The 21,077-nt window shown below is 73.5% G+C and carries 18 protein-coding genes; 16 read left to right on the top strand and 2 right to left on the bottom strand.

What is annotated here, in order from left to right; genetic code table 11:
* Positions 1 to 14: 14 nt before the first annotated feature.
* Positions 15 to 974 carry a 1,4-dihydroxy-2-naphthoyl-CoA synthase gene (locus CGE01nite_RS10875; RefSeq protein WP_369796550.1) on the bottom strand — a complete coding sequence of 320 codons (960 nt, stop codon included), beginning with the start codon at positions 972 to 974 and terminating at the stop codon, positions 15 to 17.
* Positions 975 to 1,018: 44 nt separating this feature from the next.
* Between CGE01nite_RS10875 and CGE01nite_RS10870 the strand changes: the two genes are divergently transcribed.
* From CGE01nite_RS10870 to CGE01nite_RS10860, 3 genes are all read left to right on the top strand, one after another.
* Positions 1,019 to 1,990 (top strand): o-succinylbenzoate synthase, encoded by a 972-nt coding sequence (locus CGE01nite_RS10870; protein ID WP_141370896.1) that lies wholly within the window; start codon positions 1,019 to 1,021, stop codon positions 1,988 to 1,990.
* A complete protein-coding gene (menD, locus tag CGE01nite_RS10865; RefSeq protein ID WP_371857581.1) occupies positions 1,990 to 3,894 on the top strand; it encodes a 2-succinyl-5-enolpyruvyl-6-hydroxy-3-cyclohexene-1-carboxylic-acid synthase in 1,905 nt (634 codons plus the stop codon). The genes CGE01nite_RS10870 and menD overlap by 1 nt, the downstream gene beginning before the upstream one ends.
* Positions 3,895 to 4,013: 119 nt before the next feature.
* Positions 4,014 to 5,732, top strand: a complete 1,719-nt coding sequence (locus CGE01nite_RS10860; RefSeq protein ID WP_141370892.1) for a S1C family serine protease — start codon at positions 4,014 to 4,016, stop codon at positions 5,730 to 5,732.
* Between the two features lie 198 nt (positions 5,733 to 5,930).
* Here the strand turns inward: CGE01nite_RS10860 and CGE01nite_RS10855 are convergent, their stop codons facing one another.
* On the bottom strand, positions 5,931 to 7,307 hold the full coding sequence (locus tag CGE01nite_RS10855; protein ID WP_141370890.1) for an isochorismate synthase: 1,377 nt from the start codon (positions 7,305 to 7,307) through the stop codon (positions 5,931 to 5,933).
* 103 nt (positions 7,308 to 7,410) lie between these two features.
* On the opposite strand from CGE01nite_RS10855, the gene CGE01nite_RS10850 reads away from it, so the two are divergent.
* The 13 genes from CGE01nite_RS10850 (at position 7,411) to nuoK (ending at position 21,073) form a co-directional block, all read left to right on the top strand.
* Positions 7,411 to 8,112 carry a demethylmenaquinone methyltransferase gene (locus tag CGE01nite_RS10850; RefSeq protein ID WP_048341904.1) on the top strand — a complete coding sequence of 234 codons (702 nt, stop codon included), beginning with the start codon at positions 7,411 to 7,413 and terminating at the stop codon, positions 8,110 to 8,112.
* A 161-nt stretch (positions 8,113 to 8,273) separates the two neighbouring features.
* Positions 8,274 to 9,566 (top strand): geranylgeranyl reductase family protein, encoded by a 1,293-nt coding sequence (locus tag CGE01nite_RS10845; protein WP_141370888.1) that lies wholly within the window; start codon positions 8,274 to 8,276, stop codon positions 9,564 to 9,566.
* A gap of 34 nt (positions 9,567 to 9,600) precedes the next feature.
* Positions 9,601 to 9,963 (top strand): NADH-quinone oxidoreductase subunit A, encoded by a 363-nt coding sequence (locus CGE01nite_RS10840; protein ID WP_048341902.1) that lies wholly within the window; start codon positions 9,601 to 9,603, stop codon positions 9,961 to 9,963.
* An 87-nt stretch (positions 9,964 to 10,050) separates the two neighbouring features.
* The gene (locus CGE01nite_RS10835; RefSeq protein WP_013882779.1) at positions 10,051 to 10,602 is read left to right on the top strand and encodes a NuoB/complex I 20 kDa subunit family protein; all 552 of its coding nucleotides are present in this window, start codon (positions 10,051 to 10,053) and stop codon (positions 10,600 to 10,602) included.
* On the top strand, positions 10,599 to 11,393 hold the full coding sequence (locus tag CGE01nite_RS10830; protein WP_141370886.1) for an NADH-quinone oxidoreductase subunit C: 795 nt from the start codon (positions 10,599 to 10,601) through the stop codon (positions 11,391 to 11,393). Before CGE01nite_RS10835 ends, CGE01nite_RS10830 begins: the two co-directional genes overlap by 4 nt.
* A complete protein-coding gene (locus CGE01nite_RS10825; RefSeq protein ID WP_141370884.1) occupies positions 11,393 to 12,736 on the top strand; it encodes an NADH-quinone oxidoreductase subunit D in 1,344 nt (447 codons plus the stop codon). Before CGE01nite_RS10830 ends, CGE01nite_RS10825 begins: the two co-directional genes overlap by 1 nt.
* The gene (gene nuoE / locus CGE01nite_RS10820; protein ID WP_048341898.1) at positions 12,736 to 13,614 is read left to right on the top strand and encodes an NADH-quinone oxidoreductase subunit NuoE; all 879 of its coding nucleotides are present in this window, start codon (positions 12,736 to 12,738) and stop codon (positions 13,612 to 13,614) included. Before CGE01nite_RS10825 ends, nuoE begins: the two co-directional genes overlap by 1 nt.
* Position 13,615: 1 nt before the next feature.
* Positions 13,616 to 14,956, top strand: a complete 1,341-nt coding sequence (gene nuoF / locus CGE01nite_RS10815; protein WP_048341897.1) for an NADH-quinone oxidoreductase subunit NuoF — start codon at positions 13,616 to 13,618, stop codon at positions 14,954 to 14,956.
* Entirely contained in the window at positions 14,953 to 17,556 is a 2,604-nt protein-coding gene (locus CGE01nite_RS10810; RefSeq protein ID WP_141370882.1) for an NADH-quinone oxidoreductase subunit G, read from the top strand. The genes nuoF and CGE01nite_RS10810 overlap by 4 nt, the downstream gene beginning before the upstream one ends.
* The gene (gene nuoH, locus CGE01nite_RS10805; protein WP_141370880.1) at positions 17,556 to 18,920 is read left to right on the top strand and encodes an NADH-quinone oxidoreductase subunit NuoH; all 1,365 of its coding nucleotides are present in this window, start codon (positions 17,556 to 17,558) and stop codon (positions 18,918 to 18,920) included. Before CGE01nite_RS10810 ends, nuoH begins: the two co-directional genes overlap by 1 nt.
* A gap of 154 nt (positions 18,921 to 19,074) precedes the next feature.
* Positions 19,075 to 19,785, top strand: coding sequence for an NADH-quinone oxidoreductase subunit NuoI (nuoI, locus tag CGE01nite_RS10800; protein ID WP_141370921.1), 711 nt, complete (start codon positions 19,075 to 19,077; stop codon positions 19,783 to 19,785).
* Complete coding sequence (locus tag CGE01nite_RS10795; protein WP_141370878.1) at positions 19,782 to 20,777, top strand: NADH-quinone oxidoreductase subunit J; 996 nt, start codon at positions 19,782 to 19,784, stop codon at positions 20,775 to 20,777. Before nuoI ends, CGE01nite_RS10795 begins: the two co-directional genes overlap by 4 nt.
* Positions 20,774 to 21,073, top strand: a complete 300-nt coding sequence (nuoK, locus tag CGE01nite_RS10790) for an NADH-quinone oxidoreductase subunit NuoK (protein WP_048341894.1) — start codon at positions 20,774 to 20,776, stop codon at positions 21,071 to 21,073. The genes CGE01nite_RS10795 and nuoK overlap by 4 nt, the downstream gene beginning before the upstream one ends.
* Positions 21,074 to 21,077 lie beyond the last annotated feature (4 nt).

The raw sequence follows: 21,077 nt of genomic DNA, 5'->3' as shown, positions 1-21,077 counted from the left end.
GACGACGCGCGACCTCAGTACGCGTACGGGAAGCCCGACCAGTCGGGGTCCCGCCGCTGCAGGAACGCGTCGCGCCCCTCGACCGCCTCGTCCGTCATGTAGGCCAGGCGCGTCGCCTCCCCGGCGAACACCTGCTGACCCGCGAGGCCGTCGTCGGCCAGGTTGAACGCGAACTTCAACATCCGGATGGCCTGCGGCGACTTGGTCGCGATGATCCGGGCGTACTCCAGGCCCGCGTCCTCGATCTCGTCGTGCGTGACGACGTCGTTGACCGCGCCCCACGCGTGCGCCTCGTCGGCCGAGTACTCGCGGGCGAGGAAGAAGATCTCCCGCGCGCGCTTCTGCCCCACCTGGCGCGCGAGCAGCGCCGAGCCGTAGCCGCCGTCGAACGAGCCGACGTTCGCGTCGGTCTGCATGAACCGCGCGTGCTCGCGGGACGCGATCGTCAGGTCCGCGACGACGTGCAGCGAGTGCCCGCCGCCCGCGGCCCAGCCGTTCACGAGCGCGACGACGACCTTGGGCATGGTCCGCATGAGGCGTTGCACCTCGAGGATGTGCAGCCGCCCGGCGCGCGCGGGGTCGATCGCCTCGGCGGTCTCGCCCTCGGCGTAGCGGTAGCCGTCGCGCCCGCGGATGCGCTGGTCCCCGCCCGAGCAGAACGCCCACACGCCGTCCTTGGGGCTCGGGCCGTTGCCCGTGAGCAGGACGGTGCCCACGTCGGAGGTCATGCGCGCGTGGTCGAGCACGCGGTACAGCTCGTCGACCGTGTGCGGGCGGAACGCGTTGCGGACCTCGGGACGGTCGAACGCGACGCGCACGACGGGCAGGTCGCGCGAGGTCGGCCCGGACCGGTCCACGCCGCGGTGGTACGTGAGGTCCGTGAGCCCCTCGAAGCCGTCGACCACGCGCCAGCGCTGGGGGTCGAACGTGTCGGAGACGCGGGTGGGGACGGGTGCGCGGTGCTCGGGGCTCACGTCGCTCACCCTAACGAGCCGTGCGCGGCCCGTAACCTGGACCGATGCTTGCCCCCGACGTCGTGGTGTGGTCGGTGCCGATGCGCACCCGGTTCCGCGGCCTGACCTCGCGCGACGGCGTGCTGGTCCGCGGTGACGCCGGATGGGCGGAGTTCTCGCCGTTCTGGGAGTACGACGACGAGGAGTCCGCAGCCTGGTGGCGCGCCGCGCACGAGGCCGCCGAGCTCGGCTGGCCCGTCCCGGTCCGTGACCGTGTGCCCGTCAACGTGACCGTCCCCGCCGTCGACGGGCCCACCGCTCGCCGGATCGTGCTGGCGTCGGGCGGCTGCCGGACCGCGAAGGTCAAGGTCGCCGAGCGCGGGCAGGACGTGTCCGACGAGATCGCGCGCCTCGAGGCCGTGCGTGACGCGCTGGGCCCCGGAGGGGCGATCCGGGTGGACGCGAACGCAGCGTGGGACGTCGACGAGGCGGTGCGCCGGCTCGTCGTGCTGGACCGTGCGGCGGGTGGCCTCGAGTACGCCGAGCAGCCCGTGCCCACGGTCGACGACCTCGCAGCGCTGCGGCGCCGCACGCACGTGCCGATCGCGGCCGACGAGTCGATCCGCCGCGCGGCCGACCCGCTCGCGGTGGCGCGGGCGCACGCCGCGGACGTCGTCGTGCTCAAGGTGCAGCCGCTCGGCGGCGTGCGCGCGTGCCTCGAGCTCGCCGAGCGGATCGGGCTCCCGGTCGTCGTGTCGTCGGCGCTCGAGTCCTCGGTGGGGCTCGCGGCCGGCGTCGCGCTCGCGGCCGCGCTGCCCGAGCTGCCGTACGCGTGCGGGCTGGCCACGGCGCAGCTCCTCACCGCCGACCTCGTGACCGACCCGCTGCTGCCCGTCGACGGCGCGCTGCCCGTGCGACGCCCCGAGCCGGACCCGGCGCTCCTGGCCGCTGCCGCGGCCGAGGACGCGCTCGCCGCGCGCTGGCGGGCCCGCACGGCCGCGGTCCGTGGCCTCGCCGACACCCGGGACCAGGCATGATGTCCCGCGTGACGACGGCCGACGCTCCGGGATCGCCCGCGGTCGCGGCCGCGCGCGTGCTGGTGCAGGCGCTCGCGGCGCTCGGCGTCGAGGACGTCGTGCTCGCACCCGGCTCGCGCAGTGCACCCCTCGCGTACGCGCTCGCGGACGCCGCGGCACACGACGACGAGCGCCCGGCCCACGCGCCCGCGCTGCGCCTGCACGTGCGCGTCGACGAGCGCGCCGCCGCGTTCCTCGCGCTCGGGCTCGCCAAGGCGTCCGCGCACGCGGACGACGGCCCGACGACCGCGCGCCCGGTCGCGGTGGTCACGACCTCGGGCACCGCGACCGCCAACCTGCACCCCGCGGTCCTCGAGGCCCACCACAGCGGTCTGCCGCTCGTCGTGCTCACCGCGGACCGGCCGCACGAGCTGCGCGGCACGGGCGCGAACCAGACCACCGACCAGGTGGGCATGTTCGGCTCGGCGGTCCGGCTCGCGGTCGACCTGCCCGCGCCCGTCGGCCTGCCGCACGAGGCGCGCGACCTGCGCCGCGTCGCGTCGCGCGCCGTCGCGGCCGCGACGGGCGCGCGTACCGGCGACCCCGGCCCGGTCCACCTCGACCTCGCGTTCCGGGACCCGCTCGTGCCGGGTGACGAGGCGTGGCCCGCACCCTCGTCCGAGGGCCTCACGCACGTGCAGTCGCGCCCGGTCCCGGTGGTCCCGACGACGACGGGCGCGATCCCCGCGGTCGTCCAGGCCGCGGGCGGCGTCTCGACCCGCACCGGCGACCAGGCGGACGGTCCCGAGCGGACGACGCGTCGAGGCCCGGGCCGGCTCGGGGGCGTCCCGACCGTCGTGGTCGCGGGGGACGGCGCCGGGGCCGCGGCACGCCGCATCGCCGAGGTCAACGCGTGGCCGCTGCTCGCCGAGCCGTCCTCGGGCGCCCGCGGCGGTCCGTGCGCGATCAGCGCCTACCGCCTGCTGCTCGCCGACCCGCGGCTCGGCGGCCGCGTGCGGCGCGTCGTCGTGCTCGGCCGCCCCACGCTGTCGCGGCCCGTGCTCGAGCTGCTCGGGCGCGCCGACGTCGAGGTGATCGTGCTCGCGCCGCGCGGCGCGGACTGGTTCGACGCGACGCGCTCGGCCGACCAGGTGCTGCTCGAGGCGCCCGCGCGCATGCGTCAGGGCCGCATGCCCGGCCCCGCGGGCTGGCTCGAGTCGTGGCGCGCCGCCGACGAGGCCGCGCGCGCCGCGATCGACGCGGTGCTCGACGAAGGCCCCGAGGCGGTCCGTGGCCGCCGCTCACGCACGGGAGCGCGCGTCACCGGACCTGTGCTCGCACGCGCGCTCGCAGCTGCGAGCACACCGCAGGACGTGGTCGTCGTCGGCTCGTCGAACCCGGTGCGCGACCTCGACCTCGTGGCGCGCTGGGACACCCCGCCGCTCGTCCTGGCCAACCGGGGCCTCGCCGGGATCGATGGCACGCTGTCCACCGCCACGGGCATCGCGCTCGGGCTGCCGAGGCGCCGCGTGCGCGCGCTGGTCGGCGACCTCACGTTCCTGCACGACGCGGGCGGCCTGCTGCGCGGGCCGGGGGAGCCCGCGGTCGACCTGCAGATCGTCGTCGCGAACGACGACGGCGGGTCGATCTTCGCGACGCTCGAGCACGGTGAGCCGCACCGCGCCGCGGTGTTCGAGCGGGTCTTCGCCACGCCGCACGGAGCCGACCTCGCGGCGCTGTGCGCGGGGTACGGCGTGCGGCACACGCGCGTCGTCGAGGTCGACGGGTTGCTGCCCGCGCTCGCCGCGCCCGGTCGTGGCGTGAGCGTCGTCGAGGTGCGGGTCGACCGCACCGGCCGACGCGCGCAGACGCAGCTGCTGGCCCGCACGGTCGCCGCCGCGGCCGCGCGCGTGCTCGACGCCTGAGGCATCGCCCCGCGCTCCGGGGGCGCGCACGGAACTTCCAGCGAACTCACAGGTTCACGCAAGCCTGCGCCCAGACGGACGTCGTTCCATGGAGCTCGACCCGAGGAGGAGCTCGCACCATGACGACCCCGACACCTGAGAACCACCCGCAGGCAGAGCCCACCCAGCCGCTGCCCCCGGTCCCCGCGCCGCCGACCGCGCCTCAGAACGCCTCGCAGGACGAGGCGACGCCCGGGACGGCCGCGTCGGAGCACACCGCGCCGGTGCAGGCGCAGCCGACGCAGCCGACGCAGGCGTACCCGACGCACGCACCCGTGACGCCGACCGCCGCGATCCCGGCAGCGCAGGCGCCCGCGCCCGCGGTGCAGCCCGGCTACGCGCCGCTCTACGCCGGGCCCCAGCCCGTGGCGCCCCAGCCCGCGGCACCCCAGCAGCCCGGCCCGAACCCGTGGGCGATCGGCGCGCAGCCGACCGAGCCCCCGGCGCCGGGCGCCGACCCGGCCCGCGCGCAGCGCCGCGGCCGCGTCTGGATCCCCGTGACCGCCGCCGCGGCCGCCGCGCTCGTCGCCGCCGCCGCGACGCTCGGCGTGACGTCCGCGCTCGACCGCGACGCCGCCGCAACCGGCACCTCGAACGGCTCGAGCTCGTTCGCCCAGCTCGGCCAGAGCGCGAACGACGCCGTCCCGGTCTCGGGCTCGACCGACGACTCACCCGACTGGCAGGCCGTGGCCGCAGCCGTCCAGGCGTCGGTCGTCGCGATCCAGACGACGAGCCAGTCCGGCACCGCGCTCGGCTCGGGCGTCGTGATCGACGACGCGGGCCACATCGTCACCAACAACCACGTGGTGGCGGGCGCGCAGGACGACAAGGTCCAGGTCACCCTCACGGACGGCCGCATCTTCACCGCCGACGTCGTCGGCACCGACCCGACGACCGACCTCGCCGTGATCAAGCTCGTCGACCCGCCGAAGGACCTCGAGGCCGCCGCGCTCGGCACCTCCGAGGGCGTGCGCGTGGGTCAGGCGGTCATGGCGGTCGGCAACCCGCTCGGGCTGCAGAACACCGTGACCACGGGCATCGTCTCGGCCGTGGACCGCCCGGTCTCGACCCAGGACGAGTCCGGGTCGCAGACCACCGTGACGAACGCGATCCAGGTCGACGCGTCGGTCAACCCCGGCAACTCCGGTGGCCCGCTGTTCGACGCGCAGGGCCGCGTGATCGGCATCAACTCGTCGATCGCGACGACGTCGCAGCAGTCGGGCTCGATCGGGCTCGGCTTCGCGATCCCCGTCGACCTCGTCAAGAACGTCGCGGGGCAGCTCATCGAGAACGGCACCGCGCAGCACGCGTTCCTGGGTGTCGGGCTCGACGACGGCACCGCGACCGCCGACGGCGTGACGCGCGCCGGTGCGGTCGTCAAGCAGGTCAACGAGGGCTCGCCTGCGGCGGACGCCGGGCTCCAGGTGGGCGACGTGGTCGTCGGGATCGACGGCGACGCCGTGGGCGGCGCCGAGTCGCTGACCGCATTCGTCCGGGCGCACGCGTCGGGTGACAAGGTCACGCTGACCGTCGTGCGCGACGACAAGGCGATCGACGTCGAGGTCACGCTCGCGACCAAGGAGGACACGACCAGCTCGCAGCCCGGCCAGGGTCAGGACGGGCAGGGCCAGAACGGGCAGGGTCAGGACGGCCAGGGTCAGGACCAGCAGGGCCAGAACGGCCAGGGCCAGGACCAGCAGGGCGACCAGGGCGGCCCGCAGCGCGGCGGCCAGGTCCCCGACCTGCAGAACATGACGCCCGAGGAGCTGTGGGAGTGGCTCCAGCAGAACCAGGGCTGAGTCGAGCCTGAGCTGAGCTCTCGGCAGGGCTCCCCCTGGCCCGCGCCGAGACCGCGCGGGACCCCACCCGGTGACAGGGTCCCGCGCCCGGGCCCGGTCGGATCGGCGGACAGCCGACCGGCCGGGCCTCGTGCTGTCCGGGGACGTCGGCGGACGCGCAGCGGCGCGCGGCGGCGCGCGGCGTTCTCGTGGAACCGGTCAGTCGGAGCTGATGGCGGTACGCATGGGGACGAGCTTCGCCTCGGACTCGGCGAGCTCGGCGGCCGGGTCGGACGCGGCGACGATCCCGCAGCCCGCGAACAGCCGCACGCGGTGCGGGTCGTCGGGCGACGTCTGGGCCGAGCGCAGCGCGATGCCCCACTCGCCGTCGCCGTCGGCACCGAACCAGCCGACCGGTCCCGCGTACCGCGCCCGGTCCATGCCCTCGATGCGTCGGATGAGCGTCGCAGCCGCCTGCGTGGGCGTGCCGCACACGGCGGCGGTGGGGTGCAGGGCAGCGGCGAGCGCGAGCGACGACGGGTGCGCGTGCGCCTCGCCGCCGAGCACGCCCGTGACGTCGGACGCGAGGTGCAGCACGTTCGGCAGGTGCAGCACGAACGGCACGTCGGGCACGTTGGTCGACGAGCAGAACGGCTCGAGCGCGTGGGCCACGGAGCGGACCGCGTACTCGTGCTCCTCGAGGTCCTTGGACGAGTGCGCGAGGATCGCCGCGCGGGCGAGGTCCGCGGCGTCGTCGCCCGTGCGGCGGATCGTCCCGGCGAGCACGCGCGAGGTCACGAGGCCCTTCTCGGAGCGGACGAGCAGCTCGGGCGTCGCGCCCAGCATGCCGTCGACGCTGAACGTCCAGCACGAGGGGTAGCCGTGCGCGAGGCGCTGCAGCGCCCATCGCGCGTCCAGCGGGTGCTCGGTGCGCGCCTCGACGTCGCGCGCGAGGACGACCTTGTCGACCTCGCCGTCGCGCACCGCCGCGATCCCGGCGGCGACGACGTCGCGCCAGCCGTCCGCGGTGACCGCGCCGTCGGTGTACGTCACGGCGCCGGGGGAGGCCGGGGGCACGCGCACGCCGGCGAGCTCGTCGAGGTCCGGCACGGGCCCGAGCGCGGCGCCCACGGTCATGGTCGTGAGCCACGCGCGCCCGCCTCGTCGGCCCACCACGACCCGCGGCACGACGACGACGCCGCCGGCCGCCGAGCGCTCGTCGAACGCGAACGACCCGAACGCGACCGGCCCGGTACCCGGCACCTGGACCTCGTCGCGCACGACCGCGTGCGCGAGCAGCTCATGCCACGCGCGCTCGGCGTCGGCGAACCGACCGGGGCCGCCGACCTCGAACCGCAGCACCTCGCCCCAGCCGACCAGCCCGTCGCCGCGGCGCACCCACGCGAGCGGGGCGGCACCGTCGGCCGTCTCGGCGCCCGGGGCGGGCAGCAGGTCCAGCAGGTCCGTCGGGTCGGCCTCGGGGAGCGTCCCGTCCGTCGCGTCGGACGACGGAGCGCCCGCGAGGTCGAGCGCGACGGTCCGCACGACGAGGGGGTGGGGGAGTCGCTCCGCAGGGGCGGAGGTCAGCGTGCTCATCACCGACCAGGGTAGGCCCGCGTGCGCGATGGTCCGCGCCACGCGCCGGGCCCTGCGGCCGGGGACGTCGTGCCGAGCGCGTCCGGGCTGGCACGATGGGCCCATGGCGCGAGCGAACCTGGACAAGCAGCCCGACGAGGTCGCAGCGATGTTCGACTCCGTCGCGCAGCGTTACGACCGGACGAACGACGTGCTCTCGATGGGCCAGGACCGGCAGTGGCGCAGGGCCACGCTCGCGGCGCTGGGCGCGCAGCGGGGCGAGACCGTGCTCGACCTCGCAGCCGGGACGGGCACCTCGTCGGAGCCGCTCGCCGACGCGGGCGTGCTCGTCGTCCCGTGCGACCTGTCCGAGGGGATGCTGTCGGTCGGCAAGCGGCGCCGGCCCGACCTGCCGTTCGTCGCGGGCGACGCGCTGCACCTGCCGTTCGCCGACGAGTCGTTCGACGCGGTCACGATCTCGTTCGGGCTGCGCAACGTGCCGGACGTCCCGGCCGCGCTCGCGGAGATGCTGCGCGTGACCAAGCCGGGCGGGCGGCTCGTGGTCTGCGAGTTCTCGACGCCGACGTTCGCGCCGTTCCGCGCGGTCTACACCGGCTACCTCACGCAGGCGCTGCCGAAGGTCGCGCGCGCGGTGGCGAAGGACTCGGACTCGGCGGCCTACGCCTACCTGGCCGAGTCCATCAAGGACTGGCCGGACCAGCGCGCGCTGGGCGTGACCATCAAGCGCGCAGGGTGGACGAGCGTGGCGTTCCGGAACCTGTCCGGCGGCATCGTCGCTCTGCACCGGGGGACACGACCGGCCTGAGGCGGTGCCTGCGGCACGCCTCGACGGTGTCCGATTCCCGCTGTTCATCAGGCGTACGCGGGCTCGTCGGACGAGGTGAGGTAAGCCTTCGCAGACACCCTCCGGAGGCCCCTATAGACTCGCCCGAGCGCAAGTGAACAACGTCACAAGTGGAGTGTTCAGTGGTGGTCGCAACCGATGACGCAGACGTCATCGTCGTGGGCGCGGGTCCTGCCGGGGCCGCGACCGCGTACCACTGCGCCCGCGCGGGACTCGACGTGCTGCTCCTCGAGAAGGCGTCGTTCCCGCGGGACAAGGTCTGTGGCGACGGTCTGACCCCGCGTGCGGTCGCCGAGCTCGTGCGGATGGCCGTGCCGATCCGTGAGCAGGACGGCTGGATCCGCAACAAGGGCCTGCGCGTGCTCGGCGGTGGGCACCGCCTCGAGCTGCCGTGGCCGGAGATCTCGTCGTACCCGTCCTACGGCCTCGCGCGCTCGCGCATGAGCCTCGACCACCTGCTCGCCGACCACGCACGAGCCGCTGGCGCCAAGCTGCACGAGCTCACGAACGTCACGGGCGCGGTGCGCGACGAGCGCACGGGTCGCGTCGTCGGCGTCACCGCCCGGCCCGTGGACCACGACGGCAAGAGGGCCGGCGACGAGGTCACGTACCGCGCCCGCGTGGTCGTCGCGGCCGACGGCGTCAGTGCGCGCCTCGCGACGGGCGTCGGCCGCACCAAGCGCGACGACCGCCCGATGGGTGTGGCGGTCCGCACGTACTTCCGCACCCCGCGGCACGACGACGCGTGGATGGAGTCCCACCTCGAGCTGTGGGACGGCGAGCCGGGCCGGTCGAACCTCATGCCCGGGTACGGCTGGATCTTCGCGCTCGGCGACGGCACCGCGAACGTCGGCCTCGGCTCGGTGAGCTCGACGGCCGCGGCGACCAAGGTCGACTACAAGGCGCTGTTCGCCGCGTGGATGCGCAACGCGCCCGCTGAGTGGGAGTTCACTCCCGAGAACCAGGTCGGCCCGGTGCGCGGCGCCGCGCTGCCCATGGGCTTCAACCGCGGCCCGCTGTACGCCGACGGCCTGCTGCTCGCGGGCGACGCGGCCGGCATGGTCAGCCCGTTCAACGGCGAGGGCATCGCCTACGGCCTGCAGGCCGGGCGCGTGGCCGCCGACGCGATCGCGCAGGGCCTGGCGCGCGGGACCGCAGCCGGCCGCGAACGTGCGCTCGCCACCTACCAGGGCCGCATGAAGGACGACCTGGGCGGGTACTACACGCTCGGCCGCGTCTTCGTGAAGCTCATCGAGCACCCCGAGATCATGCGGCTGTGCACGCGCCACGGACTGCCCCGGCCGCTGCTCATGAAGTTCGTGCTCAAGCTCCTGTCCGACTGCTACGAACCGCACGGCGGTGACATCGTGGACCGCACGATCGCCGGCCTGGCCCGGATCGCCCCCGCCGCATGACCACGCTGCCCTCAGCGCCGAGGAAGGACGCCTGATGAACAACCCGTACGTGCCGCTGCTGTGGCTCATGGGCATCGCCGCCGTCCTCGCGCTCGGCGGCGTCGGCGCGAGCGCGATCATCGGGCCCAAGCGCTACAACCGCGCGAAGCTCGAGGCGTACGAGTGCGGGATCCAGCCGACGCCGCACGCGATCGGTGGCGGGCGCTTCCCGATCAAGTACTACCTGGTCGCGATGACGTTCATCGTCTTCGACATCGAGGTCGTCTTCCTCTACCCGTGGGCGGTGAGCTTCGTGGAGCTCGCGCTGTTCGGGCTCGTCGCGATGCTCGTGTTCCTGGTGCTCATCACGGTGCCGTTCGTCTACGAGTGGCGTCGCGGGGGCTTCGAGTGGGACTGAGGTCACGAACGGTCGGTCCCGGGTGTCCGACCATCAAGGCAGCCACGGCAACGAGCACGTCCCGCACGACGACGAGGAGGTCCTGACATGGGGATCGAGGAAGCACCCTCGGGTTTCCTGCTGACGACGATCGAGGACCTCGTCGGCTACTTCCGCAAGGGCTCGCTGTGGCCCGTGACGTTCGGTCTCGCGTGCTGTGCGATCGAGATGATGTCCGCGGGCGCGCCGCGGTACGACCTGTCGCGGTTCGGCATGGAGGTCTTCCGTGCGTCGCCGCGCCAGGCGGACCTCATGATCGTCGCCGGCCGCGTGAGCCAGAAGATGGCCCCGGTCGTGCGTCAGGTCTACGACCAGATGTCCGAGCCGAAGTGGGTCCTGTCGATGGGCGTGTGCGCCTCGTCGGGCGGCATGTTCAACAACTACGCGATCGTGCAGGGCGTCGACCACATCGTGCCCGTGGACATCTACCTGCCGGGCTGCCCGCCGCGGCCGGAGATGCTCATCAACGCGATCCTCACGCTGCACGACCAGATCCAGAACGAGCCGCTGGGCGTGAACCGCAAGGAGGCCGCCGCGGCGGCCGAGGCGGCGGCGCTGGCGGCCACGCCCACCTCGCACATGACGGGTCTGCTGCGATGAGCGACGACGTGAAGAAGGACGCCGCCGAGGCGACGAAGCCCGGCGAGGGGACCCTCGGCGCGCAGGCGACCAGCGAGGCCGCGCTCGAGGCGGGCTCGCAGAACGTCCCCGCGGCGGGGCCGCGCACGCCGCTCGACCTGGTCGACGTCCGGCGTGGCATGTTCGGCGCGCAGGGCTCGGGCGACACGAGCGGCTACGGCGGCCTGGTCACCACGGTGGTCCTGCCCGGCCCGAGCGAGCGTCCGTACGGCGGCTGGTTCGACGAGGTCGTCGACATCCTCACCGAGCTGCTCGACGCGTCCGGCACGGGGTTCGCGAACGCGGTCGAGTCCGTGGTCGTGGACCGCGGCGAGCTGACGCTCAACGTCGCGGCCGCGCACGTGGTCGAGGTCGCGCAGCACCTGCGCGACGACCAGGACCTGCGGTTCGAGCTGGGCCTCGGCGTGTCCGGGGCGCACTACCCGCACGACGAGGGTCGCGAGCTGCACGCCGTGTATCACCTGACGTCGGTGACCCACTCGCGCACGCTGCGGCTCGAGGTCGCGGTGCCCGAGGGCGACCCGCACATCCCGTCGACCACGAGCGTCTACCCGGGCCACGACTGGCACGAGCGCGAGACGTTCGACTTCTTCGGGATCATCTTCGACGGGCACCCCGGCCTCGCCCGGATCGAGATGCCCGACGACTGGCCCGGTCACCCGCAGCGCAAGGACTACCCGTTGGGTGGCATCCCGGTCGAGTACAAGGGCGCCACCATCCCGCCCGCGGACCAGCGGAGGTCCTACACCTGATGAGCACCACACCCCACGCCACGGGCCACATCGTCGACGACGAGACGACGGGCATCCCGTCGTTCGAGGCGTCCGGCGGCGACTGGTCCGAGATCGCCGAGGAGGCTGCTCGCCTCGGCGAGGAGCGCATCGTCGTCAACATGGGTCCGCAGCACCCGTCGACCCACGGCGTGCTGCGCCTCATGCTCGAGATCGACGGCGAGACCGTCACCGAGGCGCGCGCCGGAATCGGATACCTGCACACAGGTATCGAGAAGAACATGGAGTTCCGCACCTGGACCCAGGGCGTGACCTTCTGCACGCGCATGGACTACGTGGCGCCCCTGTTCCAGGAGGCCGCGTACTGCCTCGCGGTCGAGAAGCTGCTGGGCATCACCGACGACGTGCCCGAGCGCGCGAACGTCATCCGCGTCCTGATGATGGAGCTCAACCGCATCACGTCGCACCTGGTGTGCATCGCGACCGGCGGCAACGAGCTCGGCGCGACGACGATCATGACGGTCGGCTTCACGGCGCGCGAGGAGCTGCTCAAGATCTTCGAGCTGATCTCCGGCCTGCGCATGAACCACGCGTTCATCCGCCCCGGCGGCGTGGCCCAGGACATCCCCGCGGGTGGCATCGAGGCCACGCGCGAGGCGCTCACGAGCGTCGAGCACTACCTGCGCCAGCTCGAGGACCTCATGCTGGCGAACCCGATCCTGCAGCTGCGGCTCAAGGGCGTCGGCTACCTCGGGCTGGCCGGCTCGATGGCGCTCGGCATCACCGGCCCGATGCTGCGCTCGGCCGGCCTGCCGTACGACGTGCGCAAGACCGCGCCGTACTGCGGCTACGAGACGTACGACTTCGACGTCCCCACGGCCGAGACGGCCGACTCGTGGGGCCGGCTCGAGGTGCGCCTCGAGGAGATCTACCAGTCGATCAAGATCGCGCGGCAGGCGCTCGACCGGCTCGAGAAGAACCCCGGACCGGTCATGGTCGAGGACAAGAAGATCGCCTGGCCCGCACAGCTCGCGATCGGGTCCGACGGCATGGGCAACTCGCTCGCGCACATCAAGGAGATCATGGGCACCTCGATGGAGGCCCTGATCCACCACTTCAAGCTCGTCACCGAGGGCTTCCGCGTGCCCGCGGGCCAGGTGTGGCAGACGGTCGAGCACCCGCGCGGCGAGCTCGGCGTGCACCTGGTCTCGGACGGCGGCACGCGCCCGTACCGCGCGCACTTCCGTGACCCCAGCTTCAACAACCTGCAGGCGACGTCGATCATGTGCGAGGGCGGGCAGGTGGCCGACGTCGTCGTCGCCGTCGCGTCGATCGACCCGGTGCTCGGAGGGGTGGACCGCTGATGTCCGTCGAGGAGCTCGTCCCGCGCGGCGAGGGTCAGGCGCACCGCACGTCGTACGACGACGCGACGCGTGCGCGGCTGGACGCGGACGCCGCGCAGATCGTCGCGCGCTACCCGCAGGAGCGCTCCGCGCTGCTGCCGCTGCTGCACCTGGTGCAGTCGGAGGACGGCTACGTGAGCCCGCGCGGCATCGCGTTCTGCGCCGCGACGCTCGGCATCACGACGGCCGAGGTCTCGGCGGTCGCGACGTTCTACACGCAGTACAAGCGGCACCCCAACGGCGAGTACACCGTCGGGGTCTGCACCAACACGCTGTGCGCCATCATGGGCGGCGACGCGATCTACGAGCACCTGTGCGACCACCTCGGCGTCAGCCACGACGAGACCACCGAGGACGGCAAGATCACGCTCGAGCGGGTCGAGTGCAACGCGGCTTGCGACTACGCGCCCGTGATGATGGTCAACTGGGAGTTCTTCGACAACCAGACGCCGGCCTCGGCGGCCGAGGTCGTCGACCGCCTGCGGGCCGGCGAGGACGTCGCCCCGTCGCGTGGCGCGGACAAGGTCGTCTCCTTCAAGGAGATGTCCCACGTGCTGGCCGGGTTCCTGGACGGCCGGGCCGACGAGGGTGTCGGGGCCGGCGAGCCGACGCTGCGAGGCACGGTCCTCGCACGCGACGAGGGCTGGACCGCGCCGCCGTTCCCGGGCGACGACAAGCCCGCGCGCTCGTCGTCGCGGGCGAAGGCCGCACCGCGCACGGCGAAGCCGACGACGGGCGGCGAGCAGTCGAGCGCCGAGCGCCCCGTGACCACGGCCGCGGACGCGTCGTCGGCCGAGCAGGACAAGAAGCAGGCCTCGTCCGACGCGAAGGAGGACTGAGGTGGCCACCACCCTCACCCCCGTGCTGAGCGACCACTGGGACGCCGACCGCTCGTGGACCCTGGCGACGTACGAGGCCAACGGGGGCTACCGCGGCCTGCGCCGCGCGCTCACGCTGCCCCCGGCGGACGTCGTGACCATGGTCAAGGACTCGGGCCTGCGCGGCCGCGGCGGCGCAGGCTTCCCGACGGGCATGAAGTGGGGCTTCCTGCCCGCGCCCGACGGCGGCCCGCGCTACCTCGTCGTGAACGCCGACGAGTCCGAGCCGGGCACGTGCAAGGACATCCCGCTCATGATGGCGAGCCCGCAGCACCTGATCGAGGGCGTGATCATCACGTCGTTCGCGATCGGCTGCCACCACGCCTTCATCTACGTGCGCGGCGAGGTCGTGCACGTGTACCGCCGGCTGCTGCGTGCGGTCGAGGAGGCCTACGCCAAGGGCTACCTCGGCACGAACATCCTGGGCTCGGGCTACGACCTCGAGGTCACGGTGCACGCCGGTGCCGGTGCGTACATCTGCGGCGAGGAGACCGCGCTGCTCGACTCGCTCGAGGGCCTGCGCGGCCAGCCCAGGCTCAAGCCCCCGTTCCCGGCGGTCGCGGGCCTGTACGCGCGCCCGACCGTGGTGAACAACGTCGAGTCGATCGCGTCGGTGCCCGGCATCGTCGTGGGCGGCGCCGACTGGTTCAAGCAGATGGGCACCGAGCGCTCGACGGGCCACGGGCTGTTCTCGCTCTCGGGGCACGTGACGCGCCCCGGGCAGTACGAGGCGCCGCTGGGCATCACGCTGCGCGAGCTGCTCGAGATGGCGGGCGGCATGCGCGGCGGCCGGGCGCTGAAGTTCTGGACCCCGGGTGGCTCGTCGACGCCGATCTTCACGGCCGAGCACCTCGACGTCCCGCTCGACTACGAGTCGGTCGGCGCGGCGGGCTCGATGCTCGGCACGCGTGCGCTGCAGATCTTCGACGAGACCACCTCGGTGGTCCGCGCGGTCACGCGCTGGATCGAGTTCTACAAGCACGAGTCGTGCGGCAAGTGCACGCCGTGCCGCGAGGGCACGTTCTGGCTCGCCCAGATCATGCAGCGCCTCGAGCGCGGGCAGGGCACGCCGGCCGACATCGACCTGCTGCTCGACCTGTGCGACAACATCCTGGGCCGCGCGTTCTGCGCGCTGGGTGACGGCGCGACGAGCCCCGTCACCAGCGCGATCCAGTACTTCCGGGAGGAGTTCGAGGCCGGGTGCCACACACCGGCCGACGTCCTGTTCCCGCCCGAGCGCAGCGCGCTCTTCGACTACACGCCGCGCCGCTCCGGCTCGGCCCTCGCGGGGGTGCACGCATGACGATCACCTCGGACCGCTCGCAGGCCGCCGGGACCCCGCTGGTCCCGGCCGCACCGGCACCGGTGCCGACCGAGCCCGCGGCCACGGTCACGTTCAGCATCGACGGCGTCGAGACGACCGTGCCCAAGGGCACGCTCGTGATCCGCGCGGCCGAGCAGCTCGGGATCGCGATCCCGCGGTTCTGCGACCACCCGCTGCTCGCCCCCGCGGGCGCGTGCCGCCAGTGCCTCGTCGAGGTGTGGGCGCCCGGACGCGACGGCAACGTCGCGAAGATGCCGAAGCCGCAGGCCTCCTGCACGCTCGAGGCGACCCCGGGCATGGAGGTCAAGACGCAGCACACGTCCGCCGAGGCGGACAAGGCGCAGCACGGCGTCATGGAGCTGCTGCTCATCAACCACCCGCTCGACTGCCCGGTCTGCGACAAGGGCGGCGAGTGCCCCCTGCAGAACCAGGCGATGAGCAACGGCCGCGCGACGAGCCGCTTCGTCGACATCAAGCGGACGTTCCCCAAGCCCATCGCGATCTCGACGCAGATCCTGCTCGACCGTGAGCGCTGCATCCTGTGCCAGCGCTGCACCCGGTTCTCCGAGGAGATCGCGGGCGACGTGTGGATCGACCTGCAGAAGCGCGGCGCGCAGCAGCAGATCGGCACGTTCGACGTCGAGGTGCTCGGCTTCGCGGGCGAGGTTCCCGTCGGGGCCTCGACCGTGGACACGAGCGGCCGGCCGTTCGCGTCGTACTTCTCCGGCAACACGGTGCAGATCTGCCCGGTCGGTGCGCTGACGTCGGCCGCGTACCGCTTCCGCGCCCGCCCGTTCGACCTGGTCTCCACGCCCGGCGTCTCCGAGCACGACTCGCAGGGCTCCGCGATCCGCGTGGACCACCGGCGCGGTGTCGTCATGCGGCGGCTCGCGGGGGAGGACCCCGCGGTCAACCAGGAGTGGATCACCGACAAGGACCGCTTCGGCTTCCGCTGGCAGTCCTCGCCGGACCGCCTCACGACGCCGCTCGTGCGGGACCGCCTCGCGGACGGCTCGCGCGGCGAGCTGCGGCCCGCGAGCTGGTTCGAGGCGTACGGCGCCGCTGCGGCGGGCCTGCGCACGGCGCTCGAGGACGGCGGCGTGGGCGTGCTGCCCGGCGGTCGCGTGACGCTCGAGGACGCGTACGCCTACGCCAAGTTCGCGCGCGTCGCGCTCGGCACGAACGACGTCGACCACCGCGCCCGCCCGCACTCGGACGAGGAGGCCGCCTTCCTCGGCCACCACGTCGCGGGGCGCACGCTCGACGTCACGTTCGCCGACGTCGCGGCGGCTCCCACCGTGCTCCTCGTGGGCCTCGAGGCCGAGGAGGAGGGCGGCATCCTCTTCCTGCGCCTGCGCGAGTCGGTCCTCAAGGGCACGACGACGGTCTACTCGGTGGCCGCGCTCGACAGCCGTGGCCTGCAGCGCCTGTCCGGCACGCTCGTGCCGGCGGCTCCCGGCACGGAGGCCGAGGTGCTCGACGGCGTCGTGGGTGACGCCGACGAGGACGTGCTGTCCTCGCTGGCACAGGCCCTCGCGACGCCCGGGGCCGTGGTGCTCGTGGGCGAGCGCGCGGCGTCGTCGACCGGTGCGCTCTCCGCGGTCCTGCGGCTCGGTGCGCGCACGGGTGCCCGCGTGGCGTGGGTGCCCCGGCGCGCGGGTGAGCGCGGTGCGGTCGAGGCGGGCACGCTGCCGACCCTGCTGCCGGGCGGCCGCCCCGTCGCGGACGCCGGTGCGCGCGTGGACCTCGCCGCCGCGTGGGGAGTCGAGGCGCTGCCGACGGCTCCCGGCCGGTCGGCGTCGCAGATCGTCGCCGCAGCGCGCGACGGCGGCCTGGGCGCTCTCGTCGTCGGCGGCGTGGACCCGGCGGACCTGCCGGACCCCGCCCTCGTGCGCGACGCGCTCGACAAGGTCGGCTTCGTCCTGTCGCTCGAGGTGCGACCGTCGGAGGTGACCGAGCGCGCCGACGTGGTGCTCCCGGTCGCGCCGCCCGTCGAGAAGCCCGGGACGTTCGTGACCTGGGAGGGCCGCCCGCGGCCCTTCCCGCAGGCGCTCGTCTCGCACGCGCTGCCCGACCACCGCGTGCTGCACGGCCTCGCCGCGGAGCTCGGGGTCGACCTGGGCCTGGACTCGGTGGCCGACGTGCACGCCGAGCTCGACCAGATGGGCGGCTGGGACGGCGCACGCGTCGACGCGCCCGACGTCGCCCCCGGCGAGCCGCCGGCGGTGCCGGCCGGGCACGCCGTGCTCGCCACGTGGCACCACCTGCTCGACTCCGGTCGCCTGCAGGAGGGTGAGCCGCACCTGGCCGGGACCGCGAAGCGGCCCGTCGCCCGCGTCTCCGCCGCGACGGCCGCGTCGGTCGGCGTCGCCGACGGTGACCTGCTCGCGGTCGGCACCGACGCGGGGACGATCACCCTGCCCGTGCTGGTCACGGACATGCCGGACTTCGTCGTCTGGCTGCCGACCAACTCGCCCGGCTCCGCCGTGCGCGACACGCTGCACGCCGTCGGCGGTGCGCTCGTCCGGCTCACGCCGGGCGCCGCCCCGCTCGCCCCGGCGCACGACGAGGAGGCCTGATGCACAGCGTCCTGGCTGCGGGGATGGCGACGGCGGCCGAAGGCTCGACCGCCGCCGACTTCAGCAACGACACGTGGTGGATCTGGCTCATCAAGTCGGTCGGGATCCTGGTCTTCCTGCTCACGAGCGTGCTCATCGCGATCTGGTTCGAGCGCAAGGTCGTGGCACGCATGCAGGTGCGCCCCGGCCCGAACGTGCACGGCCCCTTCGGCCTGCTGCAGTCCCTCGCCGACGCCATGAAGCTCCTGTTCAAGGAGGACATGACGGTCAAGGCCGCGGACAAGGTCGTCTACATCGTGGCGCCGCTCATCGCGGTGTTCTGCTCGCTGCTGACGTTCGCGGTGATCCCGCTCGGCCCGACCGTGAACATGTTCGGCGTCGAGACGCCGCTGCAGCTCACCGACTTCCCGGTCGCGGTGCTCTACATCCTCGCGTGCGCGTCGGTCGGCGTGTACGGCATCGTGCTCGGCGGCTGGTCGTCCAACTCGACGTACCCGCTGCTCGGCGCGGTGCGCTCGACCGCGCAGGTCATCTCCTACGAGCTCGCGATGGGCATGTCGCTCGTGAGCGTGTTCATCCTCGCGGGGTCGATGTCGACGTCCGAGATCGTCTCGTCGCAGACCCAGCTGTGGTGGTTCCTGCCCCTGCTGCCCGCGTTCGTCATCTACATCGTGTCGATGGTCGGAGAGACCAACCGCCTGCCGTTCGACCTCCCCGAGGCCGAGGGTGAGCTGGTCTCCGGCTACATGACCGAGTACTCGTCGATGAAGTTCGCCTGGTTCTTCCTCGCCGAGTACATCAACATGCTCAACGTCTCGGCCGTCGCCACCACGCTGTTCCTCGGCGGCTGGCGCGCGCCGTTCATCCCCGCGGACAGCTTCCTGCAGCAGGGGTACTGGCCCGTGCTCTGGTTCCTCGCCAAGCTCTGGGCGCTCATGTTCTTCTTCGTCTGGGTGCGCGGCTCGGTGCTGCGGTTCCGGTACGACCAGTTCATGAAGCTCGGCTGGAAGGTCCTGATCCCGGCCTCGCTCGTCTGGCTCGTGCTCGTCGCGGTCGTCCAGGGCCTGCGCCAGTTCCCGCAGTTCGCCGACCTCGAGCTGCGCACGATCCTGTTCGGGATCGCGGGCGTCGTGATCGTCGGGGTCGTGATCTCGCTGCTGATCCCCGAGAAGAAGCCGGCGCCGGCCGCCACCCGGCCGCGCGTGCTCGACGCGTTCGCCGACGGCTACCCGGTGCCCCCGCTGCCCGGCCAGGTCCTTCCGCCGTCGCCGCGCCGTGCGCGCGTGACGGCCGGGGCCCCCGCCGACGAGACCACCACGGGCGCCGATGCGCCGACCGACCCGAAGGAGGTGCACGGTGGCTGAGCCGCGCAAGAAGCCGCCCGCCCCGCGCCCGCAGCAGCCCGCTGGTTCGCGTCCGGCAGGCTCGCGTCCGGCAGGTTCGTCGCCGCGTCCGGCCGGTGCCACCCCCGCGCCGGGCAAGGCGGTCGCGCCGCGCACGGCCGCCGGTGAGGTCGGCGTGCCCGCCGTGCCGCAGTACGAGTCGCTCATCCCGAAGGCGTCGGGCGTGCGCGCACTGCTGGCCCCCGTCGGCGGGTTCGGCGTGACGCTGTCCAACATGTTCCGCAAGACGGTCACCGAGCAGTACCCGCGCGAGACCGTCCCGACGAAGCCGCGCTACCACGGTCGCCACCAGCTCAACCGCTACGCGGACGGGCTCGAGAAGTGCATCGGCTGCGAGCTGTGCGCGTGGGCGTGCCCCGCGGACGCGATCTACGTCGAGGCGAGCGACAACACGCCCGACGCGCAGTTCTCGCCCGGTGAGCGGTTCGGCAGCGTCTACCAGATCAACTACCTGCGCTGCATCTTCTGCGGGCTCTGCATCGAGGCGTGCCCGACGCGCGCGCTGACCATGACGAACGAGTTCGAGCTCGCCGGCCCGACGCGTGCCGGGATGATCTACGAGAAGGACGACCTGCTCGCGCCGCTGCGTGACGGCATGCTCGCCGCACCGCACCCGATGGTCGAGGGCACGACGGACACCGAGTACTACCGGGGCGAGGTCACGGGCCCGACCGACGCGCAGCGGGCGTGGGTGCGCGAGCACCGGCCCGACGACCCGACGCTCCCCGAGGGCGCCGGCCTCACGGCCGCCGAGCAGGTCGGCCCGACGGCCGCGGTCATGGCCGAGCACGTCGCCGGGGCGCACCGCCAGGGCGGTGTCCGATGAGCGCGCTCGTCGCGGGCGCGACCGAGCTGGCCGCCGGGGCGCTCCCGGCTGTGAGCGGCCTGCTGCCGCGCGCGGTGGACTCGGCGGGCGACCCGTCCACCGCCGAGGCCGTGCTGTTCTGGGTGCTCGCGCCGATCATGGTGATCGCCGCGTTCGGCCTGCTGTTCGCGCGCAAGGCCGTGCACGCCGCGCTGTGCGTGATCCTCGTGATGATCAGCCTGGCGTTCCTGTACGTCACGCAGGGCGCGGTGTTCCTCGGCGTCGTGCAGGTCGTCGTCTACACGGGCGCGATCATGATGCTGTTCCTGTTCGTGCTGATGCTGGTCGGCGTGAGCTCGGCCGACTCGCTGGTCGAGACCATCCGCGGCCAGCGCTGGATCGGCTGGCTCGCGGGGCTCGGCCTGCTCGTCGTCCTGGCGGGCGTGATCGGCACCGCCACGTACCCCGACCCGGTCGGTCTGGGCACGGCGAACGAGAGCACGAACCCCCGGGGCATCGCGCACCTGATCTTCGGTCAGTACGTCTTCGCGATGGAGGTCGTGGGCGCGCTGCTCGTGACCGCGGCGCTCGGTGCGCTCGTGTTCACGCACCGTCGTCGCCTGACGCCGCGCCTCGGTCAGCGCGAGCGCGCCGACGCGCGCGTGCGCGCCGGGCAGACGCTCGCCCCGCTGCCCGCACCCGGCGTCTACGCCAAGCACAACGCGATGGACGTCCCCGCGCTCGACCCGTACGGCCGCCCGATCACGAGCTCGGTGCCGCGCGTGCTGCGCGTGCGCGGCCAGGAGGCCGACGCCGCCGAGTACGCCGCGCGCATCGACCGGGTGATCGCGGGCAAGTCGGCCGTCGAGCGCGGCGCCCTCGGGTACGAGGAGCAGCACCAGACCCCGCCGCCGCAGGCCGACCCGGCCGGCGCGTCGGTCGGCGCACCGCAGATCGGCGACGCGGTCGCGGGCGTGGACGCCTCGGCGCCGGACTCGGAGGAGGGCAAGTGACGCTCACCCACTACCTCGTGCTCTCGGGGATCCTGTTCTCCGTCGGCAGCGCGACGGTCCTGCTGCGCCGTAACGCGATCATCGCGTTCATGGGCGTCGAGCTCATGCTCAACGCCACGAACCTGGCCCTGGTGACGTTCTCGCGCATGCACGGCGAGCTCACCGGGCAGGTGCTCGCGTTCTTCGTCATGGTCGTGGCCGCCGCCGAGGTCGTCGTCGGCCTGGCGATCATCGTGGCGATCTTCCGTACTCGTCGATCGGCCTCGATCGACGACGTCAACCTCCTGAAGAGCTGAGGGA

Origin of the sequence: Cellulomonas gelida (assembly GCF_006538725.1) — a bacterium.
Taxonomy (GTDB): domain Bacteria; phylum Actinomycetota; class Actinomycetes; order Actinomycetales; family Cellulomonadaceae; genus Cellulomonas; species Cellulomonas gelida.
Note: the sequence above shows the minus strand (reverse complement) of the source record. Positions and strands in the feature narration are given on the sequence as shown.

What these genes read in the sequence shown, in the direction of transcription:
- menD (WP_371857581.1), top strand. Translation starts at nt 1,990, where the DNA reads ATGTCCCGCGTGACGACGGCCGACGCTCCGGGATCGCCCGCGGTCGCG.
- CGE01nite_RS10825 (WP_141370884.1), top strand. Translation starts at nt 11,393, where the DNA reads ATGAGCACCACACCCCACGCCACGGGCCACATCGTCGACGACGAGACG.
- CGE01nite_RS10870 (WP_141370896.1), top strand. Translation starts at nt 1,019, where the DNA reads ATGCTTGCCCCCGACGTCGTGGTGTGGTCGGTGCCGATGCGCACCCGG.
- CGE01nite_RS10830 (WP_141370886.1), top strand. Translation starts at nt 10,599, where the DNA reads ATGAGCGACGACGTGAAGAAGGACGCCGCCGAGGCGACGAAGCCCGGC.
- nuoE (WP_048341898.1), top strand. Translation starts at nt 12,736, where the DNA reads ATGTCCGTCGAGGAGCTCGTCCCGCGCGGCGAGGGTCAGGCGCACCGC.
- CGE01nite_RS10810 (WP_141370882.1), top strand. Translation starts at nt 14,953, where the DNA reads ATGACGATCACCTCGGACCGCTCGCAGGCCGCCGGGACCCCGCTGGTC.
- CGE01nite_RS10850 (WP_048341904.1), top strand. Translation starts at nt 7,411, where the DNA reads ATGGCGCGAGCGAACCTGGACAAGCAGCCCGACGAGGTCGCAGCGATG.
- nuoH (WP_141370880.1), top strand. Translation starts at nt 17,556, where the DNA reads ATGCACAGCGTCCTGGCTGCGGGGATGGCGACGGCGGCCGAAGGCTCG.
- CGE01nite_RS10795 (WP_141370878.1), top strand. Translation starts at nt 19,782, where the DNA reads ATGAGCGCGCTCGTCGCGGGCGCGACCGAGCTGGCCGCCGGGGCGCTC.
- CGE01nite_RS10835 (WP_013882779.1), top strand. Translation starts at nt 10,051, where the DNA reads ATGGGGATCGAGGAAGCACCCTCGGGTTTCCTGCTGACGACGATCGAG.
- CGE01nite_RS10840 (WP_048341902.1), top strand. Translation starts at nt 9,601, where the DNA reads ATGAACAACCCGTACGTGCCGCTGCTGTGGCTCATGGGCATCGCCGCC.
- CGE01nite_RS10855 (WP_141370890.1), bottom strand. Translation starts at nt 7,307, where the DNA reads ATGAGCACGCTGACCTCCGCCCCTGCGGAGCGACTCCCCCACCCCCTC.
- CGE01nite_RS10860 (WP_141370892.1), top strand. Translation starts at nt 4,014, where the DNA reads ATGACGACCCCGACACCTGAGAACCACCCGCAGGCAGAGCCCACCCAG.